Source organism: Terrisporobacter petrolearius (genome assembly GCF_020748185.1).
GTDB classification, from domain to species: Bacteria; Bacillota; Clostridia; order Peptostreptococcales; family Peptostreptococcaceae; genus Terrisporobacter; species Terrisporobacter petrolearius.
Window position 1 is genome coordinate 115,759 of the sequence record NZ_JAHZMO010000003.1, and the last position, 16,776, is coordinate 132,534.

The window sequence follows — 16,776 nt, forward strand, 5'->3', positions numbered from 1 at the left end:
AAATTTAAACCCTTGATTTTATATCAAGGGTTTTTTATTGCTTTAATTTAATATTATCTTACTACCCCATCCCCACAAATAAAAAAGTCTTAGCATTTTAACTAAGACTTTTAACTAATGTTTCTTTGGCAATACTTACTGACTAGTATTTCTATAGCCAAAGTATCCTTTATTAATCCATTTTTAATTTTAAAATCATTTTCTAATATAAAGTTTAACATATCTATTATTATATCATCAGAAAAGTTACGACTTTGTTTTAATGCTTTATTAACAACAAATTGTCTCAAACTAAGTTTTTCACAAATATCATTTACAGGTGTCCCCTCTATTTGTAAACTTCTAACCTGAAGAACAATTTTAAATTGTCTGCTTATCATAGCAAATATTCCAAGAACAGATTCTCCTTCACTAATCATATCATTCAATATTTTTATGGCTGACGAAGAATTCTTTTCTCCCATATAGTCTATAAGTTTGAAAATGTCATTTTCTATTTTCTTTTGAGACAGCCTATCTATAATCTCATTATTTACTTTATTTTCTTTGCCTACAAAGGAGCTAATTTTAATTATTTCATTTTCCAAATCTGATAAAGTCTTTTCACTATTTTTATCTCTATATCCTTGAGATTCAATAAAGTACATAACTTGCGCATTTTCTATTATAGAACCAAAACTTTCAAATTTTCTTTTTGTCCATTTAAATAGATCCATATCAGAAATTTTATCACAGTTAAATACAACACCTTTTTCTTGTATTTTTTTTACTATCTTTTTTCTTTTGTCTATTTCTCCGTACACGACAAATACTAAAACTGTACTTTCTGATATATTATCTAAGTAATCTACGAAGTATTTTTCATCACCTTCAGAAAGATTCTTTCTTTTTCCTTTTAATAGTTCAAAATCCTTTACTATAGTAATTTTTTTATCATCCATAAAAGGAAGAGTTTCTATAGAGCTTAGCAATTGATCCAAAAAAACTTCTTTACCATCTATTATATCTAAATTAAAATCAATCATAGACTCATTAAGACTTTCTTTAAAGCTTTTTATGGCATTATCAATTAAGTAACACTCTCTACCATATAAAAGATATATATTTTCAAAATTTTTATTTTTAATATTCCTTATAATATCCTTGTAATCCATTTTCTTGCTCCTTCATAATTTTTAACTCTCTATATATCATATACGAAAAAATTAAAATGTAATAAAAAGTTACATAAAATAATTTAGGATTGTTAATTTCTATATATGCTAATTTATTCCCTGCGAGTTTGTCTAATAAATAATATACCATAATAATAATACTTTTGCTTAAATATGCTAAAATTTTTGATATTAAAATACTAAATCTAAATAAAATAACACTAATTATACTTAAATTCATTATTATACCAATTACAGGAACAACAATCATGTTACCAATAAGGAATAAAACCGGTATTCCTTGAAACACGTAATATATAATTGGCAAAGTTAGTATGTTCGCACTTATACTTATGGATATTATGCTTATTTTTAAGTATTTATTTATTATTTTATAAAAATATATAATAGATAAAGTTGCTAAAAATGATAATTGAAAAGATATATTATAAATTACATAAGGATTATTCACAATCAAAAACACACCTATAAGAGATAGTGTGCATATACCATCTCTCTTTTCTTCTAAAAATATGGCCAAATACATAATCACAACAAAGACTATAGATCTACTTATAGATGGAGAAAATCCAATCATTATACTGTATAAAATCATTATAATTGTTAAAATTATAAGTTTATAAAATTTATTAATTCCTTTTATAATAATTGCAATCATAGTGCATAGTATGCCTGTGTGAAGCCCAGATATAGCTATCACATGACTAGTACCTGTTTTGGAAAACATGTCTTTTTCTTCTTTACTCAAGTTCTCCTTTTGCCCTAATATTAAAGAATTAATAAAATCAGATTTATCTTTATATAAATATCTAAATGTATCGCTCAAATAAGTTTTTGTATTACCTACAAAAGTATAAAATTTGTTATCTCCTTGTATTTTATAATATTTTGCAGTTATAATACCTTTAAATCCCATACTTTTAATATATCTACCATAATTAAAATCATCAAAGTTCATTTTATCTAAACTTTTAATACTTCCATTTATTTTAACTATTTCACCTATTTTTATGTCTAATTTTTTACTATAATCATTTACTAAGTATTTTTCTATTTTATATTGATCATATTTATCTTTTTCGATTTTATCCTTTACGACACCTTCTATAGTTATATTTTCTTTGTCTTTAATTTCGTCTAAGGATTTGTTATTTGTATAAGTATAAGATATGAATAATAAAAATATGAACAATATTAATATTGGTCTTCTCATCTTTCCTCCATAATTTTTTATTTATTTTTATTATCATCATCTTAAATTTTTTCAAACATATTATACTTTTCTATTAAATAAAAAATCAACTTCTCTTAGGATAAACCATATGAAATTTCAAGTAAATACATTTCCAAAGTAATTAGAAATTAAAAAAGCACATCTTCACACAAGAAGATATGCTTTTTTATAAAGTTACATTTATGTCTAAAAAGACAGTCTTTAGCTGTCTTTTTAGACATATTCATTTATATAATTTTCTTTTTTAACAAAAATTAAATCCAAAAATTCTATAACCTCTTTATTTTCTTTTAAGTTGTTTAATAAATAAGCTTCTTTTGAGTTTATATAAGAAAATGCTAGTTGAGATATAGTATTTATATCAAATTCCACATCATAATCAAAGTTACCATCTTCCACAATTAACTTATTATTTTCTAAGGTAATTTTAAATATTTTATTATTTTCCTTTATATAATTATCTTTAATAGAAATAATTACACTTAATTTATCGTTACCTTCTATATATAAACTTTCTAAATACTTTTTGAAATTAATAATTCTTCCCATCATAAAAGGTTTTAGTTTCATAGTAATAGTTCTAGGGTTTGATAAAATAAATCTTATCTTATCATCTAAAGGCGATGTTATATTTACTTTTTTGCATTGAGTATTATGATTGTATATAAATCTCAACATTCCCTTAAGAGCATTCATATTTTTATAATATAATTCTCTAACAAAAATATTGTCTCCATTTATAAAGTATATTATATATCCATCACTTTCATCATTTCTATGAATATAAATATATCCATCTTCACTTTCTATTTCTTTGAATAAGTTTTTATAGTAATCTTCATCCCTTATTACTTTTCCATTTAAATTTTCTAAGAAAGATTTTTCTATATTTATCATCTCATTAATATGATCTGTAGTAGCCTTTATTAAGCTGCCAGATGATTTAAATCCACCTAAGTCCTCTATATTAATTTCATACTCTATTTGATCATAACAATGCTCGTATCCATATTTTCTATACAACCTATAATCTATTGGCATCAAAATTGAAACAAGCTGTTCTTTTTTATATAACTCATTTAAAGTAAAATTCATAATATGTTTCATATATCCTCTACCCCTAGCTTCTGGCAAGGTAGATACTCCTACAACATAAGACGTTTCATATTCTTTATCATTTAATCTTATCTTATATTGATTTAATTGAAGAGAAGAGACTATATTCGCCTCTTCCTCAACTACTATTGTGTTATAATTTTTATATTTATTATTAAAATAATAATCTGTAAATTTAGGGCCATCATTAAAACAATAGTTCCAAATTTTCATTATATTATTTTGGTCACATTCCCTAGCAAACCTAATCTTCATAAATCTTATACCTCTCTAACAGTATATTTTTCTACAAACCTAACTGGGTGATAAGAAAGTTTTGCCTTTCTAAGTCCTTCTATCCCTAAATCTTCTTCCCTATTTATAAATTCTGCATCACTAAATTCATGAACTAAAAATTGTTGATTTATAAATGGATATAATCCTCTTATGACTGGATTAGCTTTTTCTATATGAATTAAGGCCATATTAGGGTTAATATACTCTCCCATTGTAAAAGCTTCTAATTTCCCGTCTATAAATATTCCAGCTATTTTAAGTTTATCTTTTAAAACACTGTAGTTTTCAAATAACTTCTTAATTCCAATAAGCTCTTCTTCCATCTCTTCATCTACAGCATTATTTTCTTCTTTATTACTAGTCCATTCTTGTACTAGTTCTAAACAAGCGTCAAAATCTTTTTCATCAAGTAATCTATATTCGTATCTTCCTTCATATTCTTTTTTGAAGTAATTTATATGATTTCTTTTCTTTACGTTCTTTCTACCCTTTAGTTCTCTCAAGCTTTCTCCATCATAAACATAATCGAATAAATCTCTTTCTTCAATATAATTGAATTTTCCTGGGTAATTTTCTTTTAAGAAATCTACTACTTCTTGTGTTATTCCCCTAAAATAGATTTTCTTTTGTTCTTTTTCAAAGTAATCAACCACAAATTGTATAACTCTTGGCATATCTTCTTTTCTAGCTAATGGTAATATTGAAAATGTATTTCCTTCATATTCTGCAACTATTACTGCAAATCCATCTCCTATATAATAACCAGTTTTATATAAATGTTGCCACATATATAATGTATTGAAACAATATTCACACGCTTCATAATCTACTAAATCGAAATATGGATTAAGCATTTCTCTGGATTCCATATTTATATCTTTAAAAATCATAATTTCCTCCTAATTTACTGCTACAAATTCTATGTTAAATAGTAATTTTACATTTATATTTTATTATTAAATCTTTTCGCTCAAAATTGAATTTAATATATATAATACCCTAACAATGCATATATAAACATTTTTATTTGAATTCAAATAAGTTTTTTTATTTTATTCATTGTATATAATAGCACTTTTATCCAAAGTAAACAAAAAATTTTAATTTTTTTGTTTTTTAATATTATAAATGTATAATAAGTTTTATTTTAATTAATAATTATGAATAAAATATGAAGAATAATTATTGGGAGGATTTATTATTGATAAAAAAAATTAAATGCATGATTATAGCTTTACTTCTTACTTTATGTTGTGGTTGCGACAGATATAAAGATTTTTTATCTGTACATATTATAGATGTAGGACAAGGAGATTGTATTTTAATAAAAACTCCTCAAAATCAAAATATATTAGTTGATGGTGGAGATGATAGTACTTATAAAATTATAAAAACCTATTTAAAATTGAATAAAGTACATAATTTAGACATAATTATAGCTACTCACTTAGATAAGGATCACATTGGTAGCTTAGACGAAATTATTAATAATTTTGACGTAAAGAAAGTTTATACACCAAATCAAAAAGATGATTCATCTCATTATTATGACCTTGTAAATGCTTGCAAAAATAAAAAACTTAAAATCAATCATTTAAGTAAAGGTGACTCAGTAAAAATAAACAGTACTACGCTTTTAAATGTACTTAGTCCTTCCTATATACAAGATAATAATAATCAAAATTCCATCGTGTTTAATTTAGAATATAAAAACATGGACTTTTTATTTACAGGAGACTGTGAAGAAACGAATGAGATTGATATGACTAATTCATTTGAACTTGAAGATGTTGATTTTTTAAAAGTTGCTCATCATGGAAGTAGTTCTTCTTCTACTGATAACTTTGTAAAAGATACCAGCCCTTCCATCGCAGCAATATCTTGTGGTTACAAAAACCAATATGGTCATCCACATAAATCAACTTTAGATACCTTAAAAAAATACGGAGCTAAAGCTATTCGTACTGATATTAATGGGGATTTAGTATTTTATAGTGACGGGTACAAGATTTTTACCACTAAAAATTATAAGTAATCACAAAATAAAGAAGTTACCATTAATACATTATTCTTATACATACTGACTCCCTAGTTATTTTCAAATACGTATAAATTTATAATAATCTACAATTCTAAAAAATACTAATATATTAAAGAAAGCCCTTAAAAGGGCTTTTAATATATTAGTTATTAATTAAATCATTTACAACTACAGAGGCTATTATTAAACCGCCCACAGAAGGTACAAATGAGGTACTTCCTGGAGTAACTTTTCTGCCATTCATTATTTTTTTCTTTAGTTCTTGTGGTTGCTCTTCAGAGTAAACTACTTTAAGTTTTTTAATCCTTCTATCTTTTAATTCTTTTCTCATTACTTTTGCAAGGGGACAAGTATGAGTTTTATGTATATCCGTAACTACTATTTTTGTTGGATCTAACTTATTTCCCATTCCCATAGATGATACTAATTTCAATCCTTTTTTGTTACATTCTTCAACTAATAAAATTTTAGATGTAACCATATCTATTGCATCTACAACATAGTCATAATTTTCTATTAGTATTTCATCTGTAGTTTCTTTATTATATTTTTTAGCTATAGCTCTTATATTTAAATCTGGATTAATATCTAATAATCTTTCTTTCATAACATCTACTTTTAATTTTCCTACTGTTGAATGTAGAGCTGGTAGTTGTCTATTTATATTTGTTATATCCACATCATCAAAATCTACTATAGTTATATTTCCAATTCCAGCACGAACTAAAGCTTCTGTAGCAAAACTTCCCACTCCACCTACTCCAAATACTATAACATTTGATTTTTCTAACTTATATATACCCTCATCTCCAACAATAAGGCTTGTTCTCATGGTAAAATCTTTCATATATACATTCTCCTTGATTTTTAAATAAATATTATTATAAATTATCTTTTATAAGATTAAAAGACAATCTGTATAATTAATTTTCAATTCCACATAAATACATCTTAATTATAGTTTATTATACCTTATTTTTATACTTTGTATTAAGTTATATTGTTACAAATAAAAATAAAAAAAACGAATTATCTATAAAATAGCTAATTCGCTCCTTTTTAATTATTTGTTTAAAGCTTCCAATCTAAGTATTTCTGCTTTATCAGTTTTTTCCCAAGTAACACCTAGGTCAGTTCTTCCAAAATGTCCATATGCTGCTGTATTTTTGAATATAGGTTTTCTAAGTTCTAAATCTCTAATTATTGCGCCTGGTCTTAAATCAAAATGCTTATTTATAAGTTCAACTAAAACTTCATTGCTAACTTTACCAGTTCCAAAAGTATCAACAAATATAGATAGAGGTTTTGCCACTCCTATAGCATAAGCCAGCTCTATTTCACATTTATCAGCAAGTCCTGCTGCAACTATATTTTTAGCCACATATCTTGCTGCATAAGCAGCCGATCTATCAACTTTAGTTGCATCTTTTCCTGAGAATGCTCCACCACCATGTCTTGAATATCCACCATAAGTATCTATTATTATTTTTCTTCCTGTAAGTCCTGTATCACCTTGTGGTCCACCTATAACAAATCTTCCCGTTGGATTTATATATATTTTAGTTTCTTCATCTAATAAATTAGATGGTATTACTTCTTTTATTACTTTTTCAATTAAATTTTCTCTTATTGTCTCAGTTTCCACATCTTCGCTATGTTGAGTAGATATAAGTATAGTATGAACTCTAAGAGGAGTATTCCCTTCGTATTCTACAGTTACCTGAGTTTTACCATCAGGTCTTAAAAAATCTAAATTTCCGTTTTTTCTAACTTCTGTTAATTTTCTTGATAATTTATGAGCTAAAGATATAGGTAATGGCATTAATTCTTTTGTTTCATTACATGCAAAACCAAACATTATACCTTGATCACCTGCTCCTATAGCTTCAATTTCATCTTCACTTTGTTCACCTATTCTATTTTCTAAAGATTCATCTACTCCCATAGCAATATCTGATGATTGTTCATCTATCGCTGTTAACACACCACAAGTCTCACAATCAAATCCATATTTTGCTCTATCATATCCAATTTCCCTTATTGTTTCTCTTACAACTTTAGGTATATCAACATATGCATTTGTGCTTATTTCCCCCGCTACCAATACAAGGCCTGTTGTAACAGTAGTTTCACAAGCAACCCTTGATAGAGGATCTTGTTTTAATAATTCATCTAATATGGCATCTGATATTTGATCACATATTTTATCTGGATGCCCCTCTGTAACTGATTCTGATGTAAATAAATGTCTCGTCATTTTTTTCTCCTTATATAAGTTTATTTTTTTCTTTTTTTTCACGATTTTTTATTAAATTATCTGAAGCAACTAAAGATAATTCTCTTAGTATTTTGCATGCTACAATTGTAGATACGTTGCTTGTGTCATAATCAGGACTAAGTTCTACTATGTCGCAGCCTACTAAATTTATATTTGAGTTTTTTAGTATTTTAAATATTTGTTCAAACATTCTATATGTTATTCCTCCAGGTTCTGGTGTACCTGTTCCTGGGAATATAGATGGATCTAATACATCCAAATCTATAGTTAAATAAACATTTTTACCACCTAATGTAGATACTATTTTCCAAAAAGTATCTATAGTATGAGTTTCCATATAAGTATGTTTTTCTCTTAAAGCAAATTCAAACTCTTGCCTCGTGCCTGATCTTATTCCAAATTGAAATATTTTTCCATCACCTGTTATATCCCAAATTCTTTTTATTACTGTTGCATGAGAGTTTTTATTATTATTGTACTCTTCTCGTAAATCTGTATGCGCATCAAAATGAAGTACATAAACATCCCCATATTTTTCTTTAATTGCTTGAAATGCAGGAAGAGTAACTAAATGTTCTCCTCCTATCATAAATGGAAATTTTTCATCATTTAGTATTTCTTTTGTACCTTCATATATCTCATTTAATACTTTATCAGTATTGCCTATACTTAGCTCTAAATCACCTATATCACATATATTAAAATCTTGTAAATCTAACCCCAATAGCGGACTATATGTTTCAAGTCCATAAAACTCCCCTCTCATGACACTACTTGCAAATCTAGTTCCCGGCCTATTAGAAGTAGTTCCATCAAACCCAGCGCCAAATACTATTACATCTGACTCTTCATAATCACATTCCATTTCCATAAATTGACCAATATTATAAAATCTATTATTTTTCATTTAACATATCCTTTACATATTGTGGTAACATAAATGCTCCTCTATGAATATGGCTATTGTAGTACTTAGTTTTTAGCTCTAAAGCTTCCCATTTTTCTATATTTTGGTCTTTTATAGGATCATATTTTTTTGATGCAAACCCAAATAACCAATGTCCAGATGGATATGTTGGAATATGTGCTTGATAAACTTTAGCTATAGGAAATAAATCATTTATTTTTTCATAAGCTCTTTTCATTTCTCTTGCATTAAAATCAAAATATGGACTTTCATTTTGATTTACAAGAATTCCTTCATCAGACAATATTCTATAACAATCATTATAGAAATCAACGGAGAATAATCCTTCTCCTGGACCTATCGGATCTGTTGAATCAACTATTATTAAATCATAGGTTTTGTCTTTAGAATTTTTTACAAAAGCAACACCATCTTCATAATATAAGTTAACTCTTTCATCATCTAATTTGCATGCACAAATATCTATAAACTCCCTAGATACATCTACTACCATTTTGTCTATTTCAACCATATCTATGTTTTCAATTTGAGGATATCTAGTAAGTTCTCTTACTGTTCCACCATCTCCACCACCTATAACTAATACATTTTTAATGTTCATATTAGTTGCCATTGGAGTATGAACTATCATGTCATGATAAATAAACTCATCTTTGTAAGTTACCATCATTAAGCCATCTAATGTTAAGAATTTCCCATATTCCTCACTTTCAAAAACATCTACCCTTTGAAAATCTGACTGTCCACTGAAAAGTTGTTTATCAACCTTTATGGAAAAACGTACATTGTCTGTCCACTCTTCTGTATACCAAAATTCCATAATTCTTCCTCCTTTTGTTATTTTATAACTATCTATTTTATCTATATCTCTGTATTTGTATAATTTTTATTTTTATGTTAAAATGTTATTTCGATTTTTATTTTATATTTTTATTTTATATTTAGGTATTAATTTGCTTATATAGCCTCTGGCTTATGGCTAATTTTGCCTAAATCTTTTTTTGCAAATTTTTGTATTTTACTTGTTAATCCTCTTGGTATTTCTGTTGATTCACTTCTTTCAGCTTCTAATAATTTTTCTAATAATTCAAAACTCTTCCATGGATCAATATCTCCACATGTAAAGAAATCTGCTGCTGCATAACCATATTCTGGCCATGTGTGTATTGTCAAATGTGACTCAGCTATTATTACTGCACCTGACACACCCCAGGGATTGAAATGATGAAAAACTGAATCAACTATTGTTGCTTTTGCATTTAATGCAGAGTTGTTCATATACTCTTCTATAAGTTTTGGATTTGATAGCATCTCCTCATTGCAATTATAATATTCTACTAAGATATGTCGACCTAATGTTTCAAATTTCATATTATTCACTTCCTTCTTTCTATTTTTCTTTTATTACCAAAATTGTATTTAGTTCTTTATCTATCATATCTGTTAAGTGCGCATTACTACTTTTAAGAACTTTTATATAGTCTATAATTTCTTTAGTTATTATTTCTCCTGGTGATATTATAGGAATACCTGGTGGGTACGCCATAATATTCTCTCCACAAATTCTATTTATAGAATTTTCAATATCCAGACTTTCCTTTTGGCTATAGTAAGCATCTCGTGGATTCATTTTCACAATAGGATTTATTTGTTTCATAGAAGGACTCTTTAATATAATATCTTTTTTGTACATCTTAGAAATTATACCTAGGGCATTTATAAGTTTATCCACATCTCCCTTGGTAGTTCCTAATGATATTAAGGCTAAAATGTTATACAAGTCTCCTAATTCCACCTGTATATCAAATTCTTGATATAAGATATCATATACTTTAAATCCAGTTATATTTAAATTTTTAACGTTTATGCAAAGTTTTGTTTCATCAAGAAGATACATTCCTTCTCTGTTACTACTTTTATGACTAATAACCTCTATTCCTGGTATTTTATTAAGTTTATATTTAGCATATTGAGAAATATTCAAAGCTTTAGATAATTGTAATCTACCCTTATTAACTAAATTATATCTAGCTCCATCAATACTTGACATTAATAAGTAGGATGCAGATGTAGATTGTAACATGTTTAAAGTTTGACTAACTTTCTCTCCATGGATATTTTCTTCATTCACTAATAGCACAGAAGCTTGAGTTAATGCACCTCCTGTTTTATGCATACTAACTGCTGCCATATCTGCTTTTAACTTCATTGCCGAAGGTGGTAGATCATCATGAAATGGAAAATGTGCTCCATGAGCTTCATCTACTAATACCAATACTGAATGGCTTTTGCATAAGCTAATTATTTTTTCTAATTCACAACAAGCTCCATAATATGTTGGGTTTAATAAAAATATTGCTTTTATATCATTATTCTTTTCCAACTCATTTTTCACACTTGAATAACTTACATTTAAACTTATGCCTAATTCTTCATCAAATTCAGGTTGAATATATACAGGTTCTCCTCCACTAAGTATTAATGAATTAATGACCGACTTATGTATATTCCTAGGTAAAAGTATTTTGTCATTAGGGTTTATTACACTTAAAATCATAGCTTGAATCCCTTGTGTAGTTCCATTTGTTACAAAAAAAGCTTTATCACATTCATAGGCTTGTGCTAATAATTCTTGTGATTTTTTTATAATTCCACTTGGTTTGGATACATTGTCCATATATGGAGATGAGTTTATATCCATTTTCATAACATCGTCTCCAAAAAAATCATTTAATATTTGCACGCCTTTGTTTTTAACATGACCAGGTACATCAAAGCACGCTATATGCCTATTAGAATAATCCTTCAATCCTTGTAACAAGGGTATATTATCTTCGCTTAATCTAAGGCTATTATTTTCAATAATCATATTTCCATTCCTCCTTCCCATGCATATTACACTGACCAATTGATTATTATTTCTAATTTTCTAATTTAGTTTTATTAAACTTACGAATCAAATTATATAAACATTTCCACCAAATTGCAAGAACTTTTTTCACATTCAAAACCTCTATTTTTCAATATTATTTCAATATCATTTCATTTATGTTTATATTATTTTATTTAAATTTTAGTATAAGTAAACATTATTTTTAAGATTCATTCTCTAAAAACCTTTTAATTATTTAATTTGAGTTATATAATCAGAAATACTTTATTTAATATTTTTAATAATAAAATATACTATTACTAAACTTTTAATTTTTAGTTTTTGACACAAAAATATAAAAAATTTCCTTATCTTTAAACCACGTTTGATGGAAACATTTCATATTACAAGAATTCATCTTCGCTTCTTTTAAAATAGTAATTATTATAATTTATCTAAAAATCAAATAATTTATAATATCTCAGTTCATAAAAAAACCTTAAGATGGTTGTCCACCTTAAGGTTTTTATCTATTGAACAATATATATATCTATTGTTCTTTTACCCCAGTTATTACACTGAGATTCACTATTCATAAATATATCGATTTTATTACCTTTGATTCCTCCACCACAGTCTTCAGCTATAAAATACTTATCAAATTGAGGTATATATACCTTGGTTCCATATGGTATAACAGTCGGATCTACTGCTATAGTTCCCCATTTCGGAACTGTACCTGTAGCTGTTATAGTATGTCCACTGTAAGCTGTCGCTGACACTGTTACTTTCTTCCCTAAACTGCTTTTCGCACTACTTGACTTTTTACTAGTATTAGTATTTCTACTAGTGCTTTTAGCCTTTTTCTTTTCTTTTGTACCCTTTTTAATTATCTTATCCTTAGATTTTTCTATTGTATTTTTTTCTACTAAGGTTTTACTTACTAGTCTACCGTTTTGGTATATAGCTTCATATATAAGCTCTCTTGTACCTTTTTTACCTTTTTGTGATACCTCTATTCTACCCTCTAATAAAGAATTATCTTTTTTTATAACAGTATCATAAGGTATGTCTTGCGTTTCAGTAATAGTCTTTTTTTCAACCTGTCTAACTTCTATTTTCATCCCATTTTTCAAGGAAGTATCTAAGTCTTGGTTAATTATATCATGTTTATCATAATCTATTTCATTTTCTTCTAGTACACCTTGTACGTTTCGTTGAAATGATTTCACTTCAATTTCTTGCCCATCAACTACTAAAACAACCTCTTTATTAAAGGCAACATAATTTGCTGTTACAATCCCCATAGATAATAGTCCCGATAACATAATAGATTTTACTTTTCTATTTATATAACTCAAACTATCTCCTCCTAAGTTTTATTTAACTTTAAATTATTTTCCAAAGTTATTTTGTTACTAAATTGTAAACTGTTTTTTATCACCTGTCAACTTGACAAAAAATACAAAGAGTGCTTATCTAGTTTTTTCAACCATTTAAGCACTCTTTCACCAAAGTTCAACATTTAACAAAAATGTTACCTTTTGTTTAAATTTTTTTATACAGTTTGTATTTATAATTTTTTATTCCATTAGCAAGACTATACACATTATTAAACCCATCTAACAGAAGAACTTTTCCCACCGTTATGCTTTGATTTCCATTAGCACAGTACAGCAATATACCTTCATTTGTAATACTTCTAATCTGTTCTAGGTTATCATTTATTTCACCTTAACCGCCTTTGGTAAATGTCCTTCTAAGTAAAGTTCTTCTTCTCTTAAATCAATTATTAATTTAAATTCATTATTTTTTACCATTTCACTAATTTTTTTACTATTTAATATATTAACCTTCATAATTAACACCTTACCTCAATATAAGATATTACATTTTGAGGTAAGGTGTTACAATAAAACATATTATTCTATATATTTGGTATTTGCCAATCAATAGGATCCTTTCCTAACCTTATAAGTATGTCATTTATTTTAGAAAAATGTTTACATCCAAAGAATCCTCTATGTGCAGATAATGGACTTGGATGAGGAGCTTCTAGAATATAGTGTCTATCACTGTCGATAAAAACTTTTTTCTTTCTAGCATTTCCTCCCCACAATACAAAAATTACAGGTTCTTCTCTTTCATTTAATTTCTTTATTATTTCATCAGTAAATATTTCCCAACCTTTATTCTGGTGAGAATTTGCCTCTCCAGCTCTAACTGTAAGAGCAGTGTTTAATAATAATATACCTTGATCTGACCAAGGAATCAAATAACCATTGTTAGGTATAAAATATCCCAAGTCATCCTTCAATTCTTTGTACATATTCAATAAAGATGGTGGAGTCCTAACTCCTGGTTGTACAGAAAAAGCTAATCCATGAGCTTGATTTTCTCCATGATATGGATCTTGTCCTAAAATTAATACCTTTGTCTCCTTATAGGACGTATGCTTTAGCGCTTCAAATATATTGTACATATTTGGATATATAATCCTGCTTTTATATTCTTCAATCAAAAACTCTCTTAATTTTACGTAGTAATCTTTTTCAAACTCTTCTTTTAGTAATTCATCCCAATCATTTCCTAAGTTAACCATTTTATCCTCCAATTCTTAATTCGATATAACATCTTCTTTATTTTTATCCTTATCTTTGTTCTGAGTTGTTATTTTTATATGAACCTTGTTTGGTAGACATACTATACTTTCACTGGGTTTGGTAATAAAACCAGCATGAACACATACTTTATCTGGACAAGATGCCTCTGATATTTCAACTCCATGATCATGAATTTTAATTATATTATATCCTTCTTGACTTTCTATTTTGATTTCGTCTTCATCATCAATACTATAAGTTTTATATAACTTATTATCCACATATATTTCTATATTGTCCCCACTTTTAGTATTTACAAAGTAGTTAATCCCAAAAGTAGTGGCTATAACTATTAAAATTGCAATTATTAATATAAAGTCTTTTTTTTTCAACCTTCTACCTCCTAATCATAAATATTATTTGTAAATATTTATGATATAATTATAAATATTAAATTAAATATAACATAAAAAATTGGAGGAATCATTATGAATAAGAAAAAACTCCCATCAATTTTAATTTTAGTTGTAATTATAGTATTTGGTCTTTTTATAATAATTAAGAACAAAAAAGAAGATAAGTGTTCAAATACCTACTATAATTTAGGAACTATAAATGAAATAACTTTATACGATATTACAAAAAAAGATGGGGATAGGATATTAAAAAAATGTGAGGCAATATTAAAAGATATAGACGATAAAATGAGTTCCCAAATAGCTTCTAGTGAAATTTCTAAAATAAATAACAATGCTGGGAAAAGCCATGTTAAAGTATCCGAGGACACATATTATGTTATTAAAGAATCCATAAAATTCTCTAGCATGTCTAACAATACATTTGATATTAGTGTAGGTCCTATTATCGGCTTATGGGGAATAGGTACAGAAAGTGCAAAAATACCTAAGGAAAAAGAAATTAAGGATAATCTAACTTTAGTTAATTACAAAGATATACTTTTAGATGAGGAGAATAACTCTGTAAAATTAGCAAAGAAAAACATGAAAATAGATTTGGGCGGTATCGCTAAAGGATATGCTGCAGATAAAATATATGAATACTTAAAAGAAGAAAAATTAGAAAGTGCTTTAATTAATTTAGGCGGCAATATATACGTTCTTGGTAATAAAGAAAATAATCAACCTTTTTCCATAGGAGTTCAGGATCCAACTAAACCTCGTGGCAATTCTATAGGAAATATTAAAGTTTCTAATAAATCTGTTGTTACTTCTGGAATTTATGAGAGATACTTTGAAAAAAATAATAAAATCTATCATCATATGCTAGACCCTCATACAGGGTATCCTTTTGATAATAATTTAAGTAGCGTTACTATTGTATCTGATAAATCAATTATTTGTGATGCATTATCAACCACAACCTTTGGTTTAGGCATTAAAGATGGCCTAAAATTAGTAGAAAGCTTAGATGGCGTTGATGCTATTTTTATTACAAAGGATAAAAATATATATTTAAGCAGTAATTTAAAGAATGAATTTAACTTAACTGATAGTAGTTTCACTATTGTTGATAAATAATATTTTTACAAAAAATTCTTCCTAGGTTTAAAATCCCTAAGAAGAATTTTTTATTTATAGAAAGTTATAATTTCATTTTACACATATTAAATCCTTCATGTCTTCAAATTTTTTGTCTCCTATACCATTAACATTCTTAATTTCTTCAATAGATTTAAAATCACCACTTTCACCTCTGTGATTGACTATTTTATTAGCTGTAGCCTCTCCCACTCCTGGCAAGGTATCCAGTTCTTCTATTGTAGCTGTATTTATATTTATTTGGGATGCTTTTGATGATTCACCCTTATTAACATCATTAACATCGCCCTCCTTTACAACCTGAGTAGCATTGTGCTTATCCACTGCTCCTACTTTAGGAATTATATAATGCATTTCATCTTGCACTTTAATCGCCATATTTACACCATCTAAATCAGCTTTTTTAGTCGTTCCTCCAACTTTTTGGACAGCTGTTGCAAGTCTTTCGCCTTCATTCAAAGATACTATTCCCGGCTTACTTACTTCACCACTAATATACACCGTTATTTTTTTATTGGTAACACTTTCTTCTTTTTTTACTTCTTTTTCCTCAGTAGTTTTTTCAGGTTGATTCTCATCTTCTGTCAAAACGTATACATTTTCTTTTGATTGAAGCTTATCCTTAATAACCAATCCAATGGGGCACATTAATATTATAAATATAAAAACAATTATTTTCTTTTTATTCATTATT

Annotated in this window: 18 protein-coding genes; 2 read left to right on the forward strand and 16 right to left on the reverse strand. The window is 27.0% G+C overall.

Going from position 1 to position 16,776, the window contains the following annotated elements; translation table 11 throughout:
* Positions 1–110: 110 nt before the first annotated feature.
* From holA to K0040_RS03120, 4 genes are all read right to left on the reverse strand, one after another.
* Positions 111–1,154: a DNA polymerase III subunit delta gene (holA, locus tag K0040_RS03105; protein WP_228107502.1), complete on the reverse strand. Its 1,044-nt coding sequence runs from the start codon at positions 1,152–1,154 to the stop codon at positions 111–113.
* Complete coding sequence (locus tag K0040_RS03110) at positions 1,123–2,388, reverse strand: ComEC/Rec2 family competence protein (protein WP_228107503.1); 1,266 nt, start codon at positions 2,386–2,388, stop codon at positions 1,123–1,125. Before K0040_RS03110 ends, holA begins: the two co-directional genes overlap by 32 nt.
* Before the next feature lie 234 nt (positions 2,389–2,622).
* Positions 2,623–3,780: a GNAT family N-acetyltransferase gene (locus tag K0040_RS03115; protein ID WP_228107504.1), complete on the reverse strand. Its 1,158-nt coding sequence runs from the start codon at positions 3,778–3,780 to the stop codon at positions 2,623–2,625.
* Positions 3,781–3,785: 5 nt separating this feature from the next.
* The gene (locus tag K0040_RS03120) at positions 3,786–4,691 is read right to left on the reverse strand and encodes a DUF2156 domain-containing protein (protein ID WP_228107505.1); all 906 of its coding nucleotides are present in this window, start codon (positions 4,689–4,691) and stop codon (positions 3,786–3,788) included.
* 311 nt (positions 4,692–5,002) lie between these two features.
* Between K0040_RS03120 and K0040_RS03125 the strand changes: the two genes are divergently transcribed.
* A complete protein-coding gene (locus K0040_RS03125) occupies positions 5,003–5,836 on the forward strand; it encodes a ComEC/Rec2 family competence protein (protein ID WP_316719399.1) in 834 nt (277 codons plus the stop codon).
* 148 nt (positions 5,837–5,984) lie between these two features.
* Here K0040_RS03125 and K0040_RS03130 read toward each other — a convergent pair whose 3' ends face one another.
* The 11 genes from K0040_RS03130 to K0040_RS03170 form a co-directional block, all read right to left on the reverse strand.
* Positions 5,985–6,689 carry a tRNA threonylcarbamoyladenosine dehydratase gene (locus K0040_RS03130; RefSeq protein WP_228107506.1) on the reverse strand — a complete coding sequence of 235 codons (705 nt, stop codon included), beginning with the start codon at positions 6,687–6,689 and terminating at the stop codon, positions 5,985–5,987.
* Between the two features lie 216 nt (positions 6,690–6,905).
* Positions 6,906–8,099 carry a methionine adenosyltransferase gene (gene metK, locus K0040_RS03135; protein ID WP_228107507.1) on the reverse strand — a complete coding sequence of 398 codons (1,194 nt, stop codon included), beginning with the start codon at positions 8,097–8,099 and terminating at the stop codon, positions 6,906–6,908.
* 10 nt (positions 8,100–8,109) lie between these two features.
* Positions 8,110–9,027 (reverse strand): agmatinase, encoded by a 918-nt coding sequence (gene speB / locus K0040_RS03140; protein WP_228107508.1) that lies wholly within the window; start codon positions 9,025–9,027, stop codon positions 8,110–8,112.
* Positions 9,017–9,868 (reverse strand): polyamine aminopropyltransferase, encoded by an 852-nt coding sequence (gene speE / locus K0040_RS03145; protein ID WP_228107509.1) that lies wholly within the window; start codon positions 9,866–9,868, stop codon positions 9,017–9,019. Before speE ends, speB begins: the two co-directional genes overlap by 11 nt.
* Before the next feature lie 137 nt (positions 9,869–10,005).
* Positions 10,006–10,419: an adenosylmethionine decarboxylase gene (speD, locus tag K0040_RS03150; protein ID WP_074914803.1), complete on the reverse strand. Its 414-nt coding sequence runs from the start codon at positions 10,417–10,419 to the stop codon at positions 10,006–10,008.
* Positions 10,420–10,438: 19 nt separating this feature from the next.
* A complete protein-coding gene (locus K0040_RS03155; RefSeq protein WP_228107510.1) occupies positions 10,439–11,917 on the reverse strand; it encodes an aminotransferase class I/II-fold pyridoxal phosphate-dependent enzyme in 1,479 nt (492 codons plus the stop codon).
* Between the two features lie 533 nt (positions 11,918–12,450).
* Positions 12,451–13,281, reverse strand: a complete 831-nt coding sequence (locus K0040_RS03160; protein WP_228107511.1) for a 3D domain-containing protein — start codon at positions 13,279–13,281, stop codon at positions 12,451–12,453.
* A gap of 187 nt (positions 13,282–13,468) precedes the next feature.
* Positions 13,469–13,600 carry a hypothetical protein gene (locus K0040_RS21445; RefSeq protein ID WP_369123722.1) on the reverse strand — a complete coding sequence of 44 codons (132 nt, stop codon included), beginning with the start codon at positions 13,598–13,600 and terminating at the stop codon, positions 13,469–13,471.
* Positions 13,601–13,644: 44 nt separating this feature from the next.
* On the reverse strand, positions 13,645–13,779 hold the full coding sequence (locus K0040_RS20640) for a rhodanese-like domain-containing protein (protein WP_265588792.1): 135 nt from the start codon (positions 13,777–13,779) through the stop codon (positions 13,645–13,647).
* Between the two features lie 68 nt (positions 13,780–13,847).
* Positions 13,848–14,522, reverse strand: a complete 675-nt coding sequence (locus K0040_RS03165; RefSeq protein WP_228107512.1) for a uracil-DNA glycosylase — start codon at positions 14,520–14,522, stop codon at positions 13,848–13,850.
* A 15-nt stretch (positions 14,523–14,537) separates the two neighbouring features.
* Positions 14,538–14,915, reverse strand: a complete 378-nt coding sequence (locus K0040_RS03170; protein ID WP_074914795.1) for a NusG domain II-containing protein — start codon at positions 14,913–14,915, stop codon at positions 14,538–14,540.
* Positions 14,916–15,011: 96 nt separating this feature from the next.
* Between K0040_RS03170 and K0040_RS03175 the strand changes: the two genes are divergently transcribed.
* On the forward strand, positions 15,012–16,061 hold the full coding sequence (locus K0040_RS03175; RefSeq protein ID WP_228107513.1) for an FAD:protein FMN transferase: 1,050 nt from the start codon (positions 15,012–15,014) through the stop codon (positions 16,059–16,061).
* A 72-nt stretch (positions 16,062–16,133) separates the two neighbouring features.
* On the opposite strand, the gene K0040_RS03180 is transcribed toward K0040_RS03175, so the two are convergent.
* Positions 16,134–16,772 carry a helix-hairpin-helix domain-containing protein gene (locus K0040_RS03180; protein WP_228107514.1) on the reverse strand — a complete coding sequence of 213 codons (639 nt, stop codon included), beginning with the start codon at positions 16,770–16,772 and terminating at the stop codon, positions 16,134–16,136.
* Between the last annotated feature and the right edge of the window lie 4 nt (positions 16,773–16,776).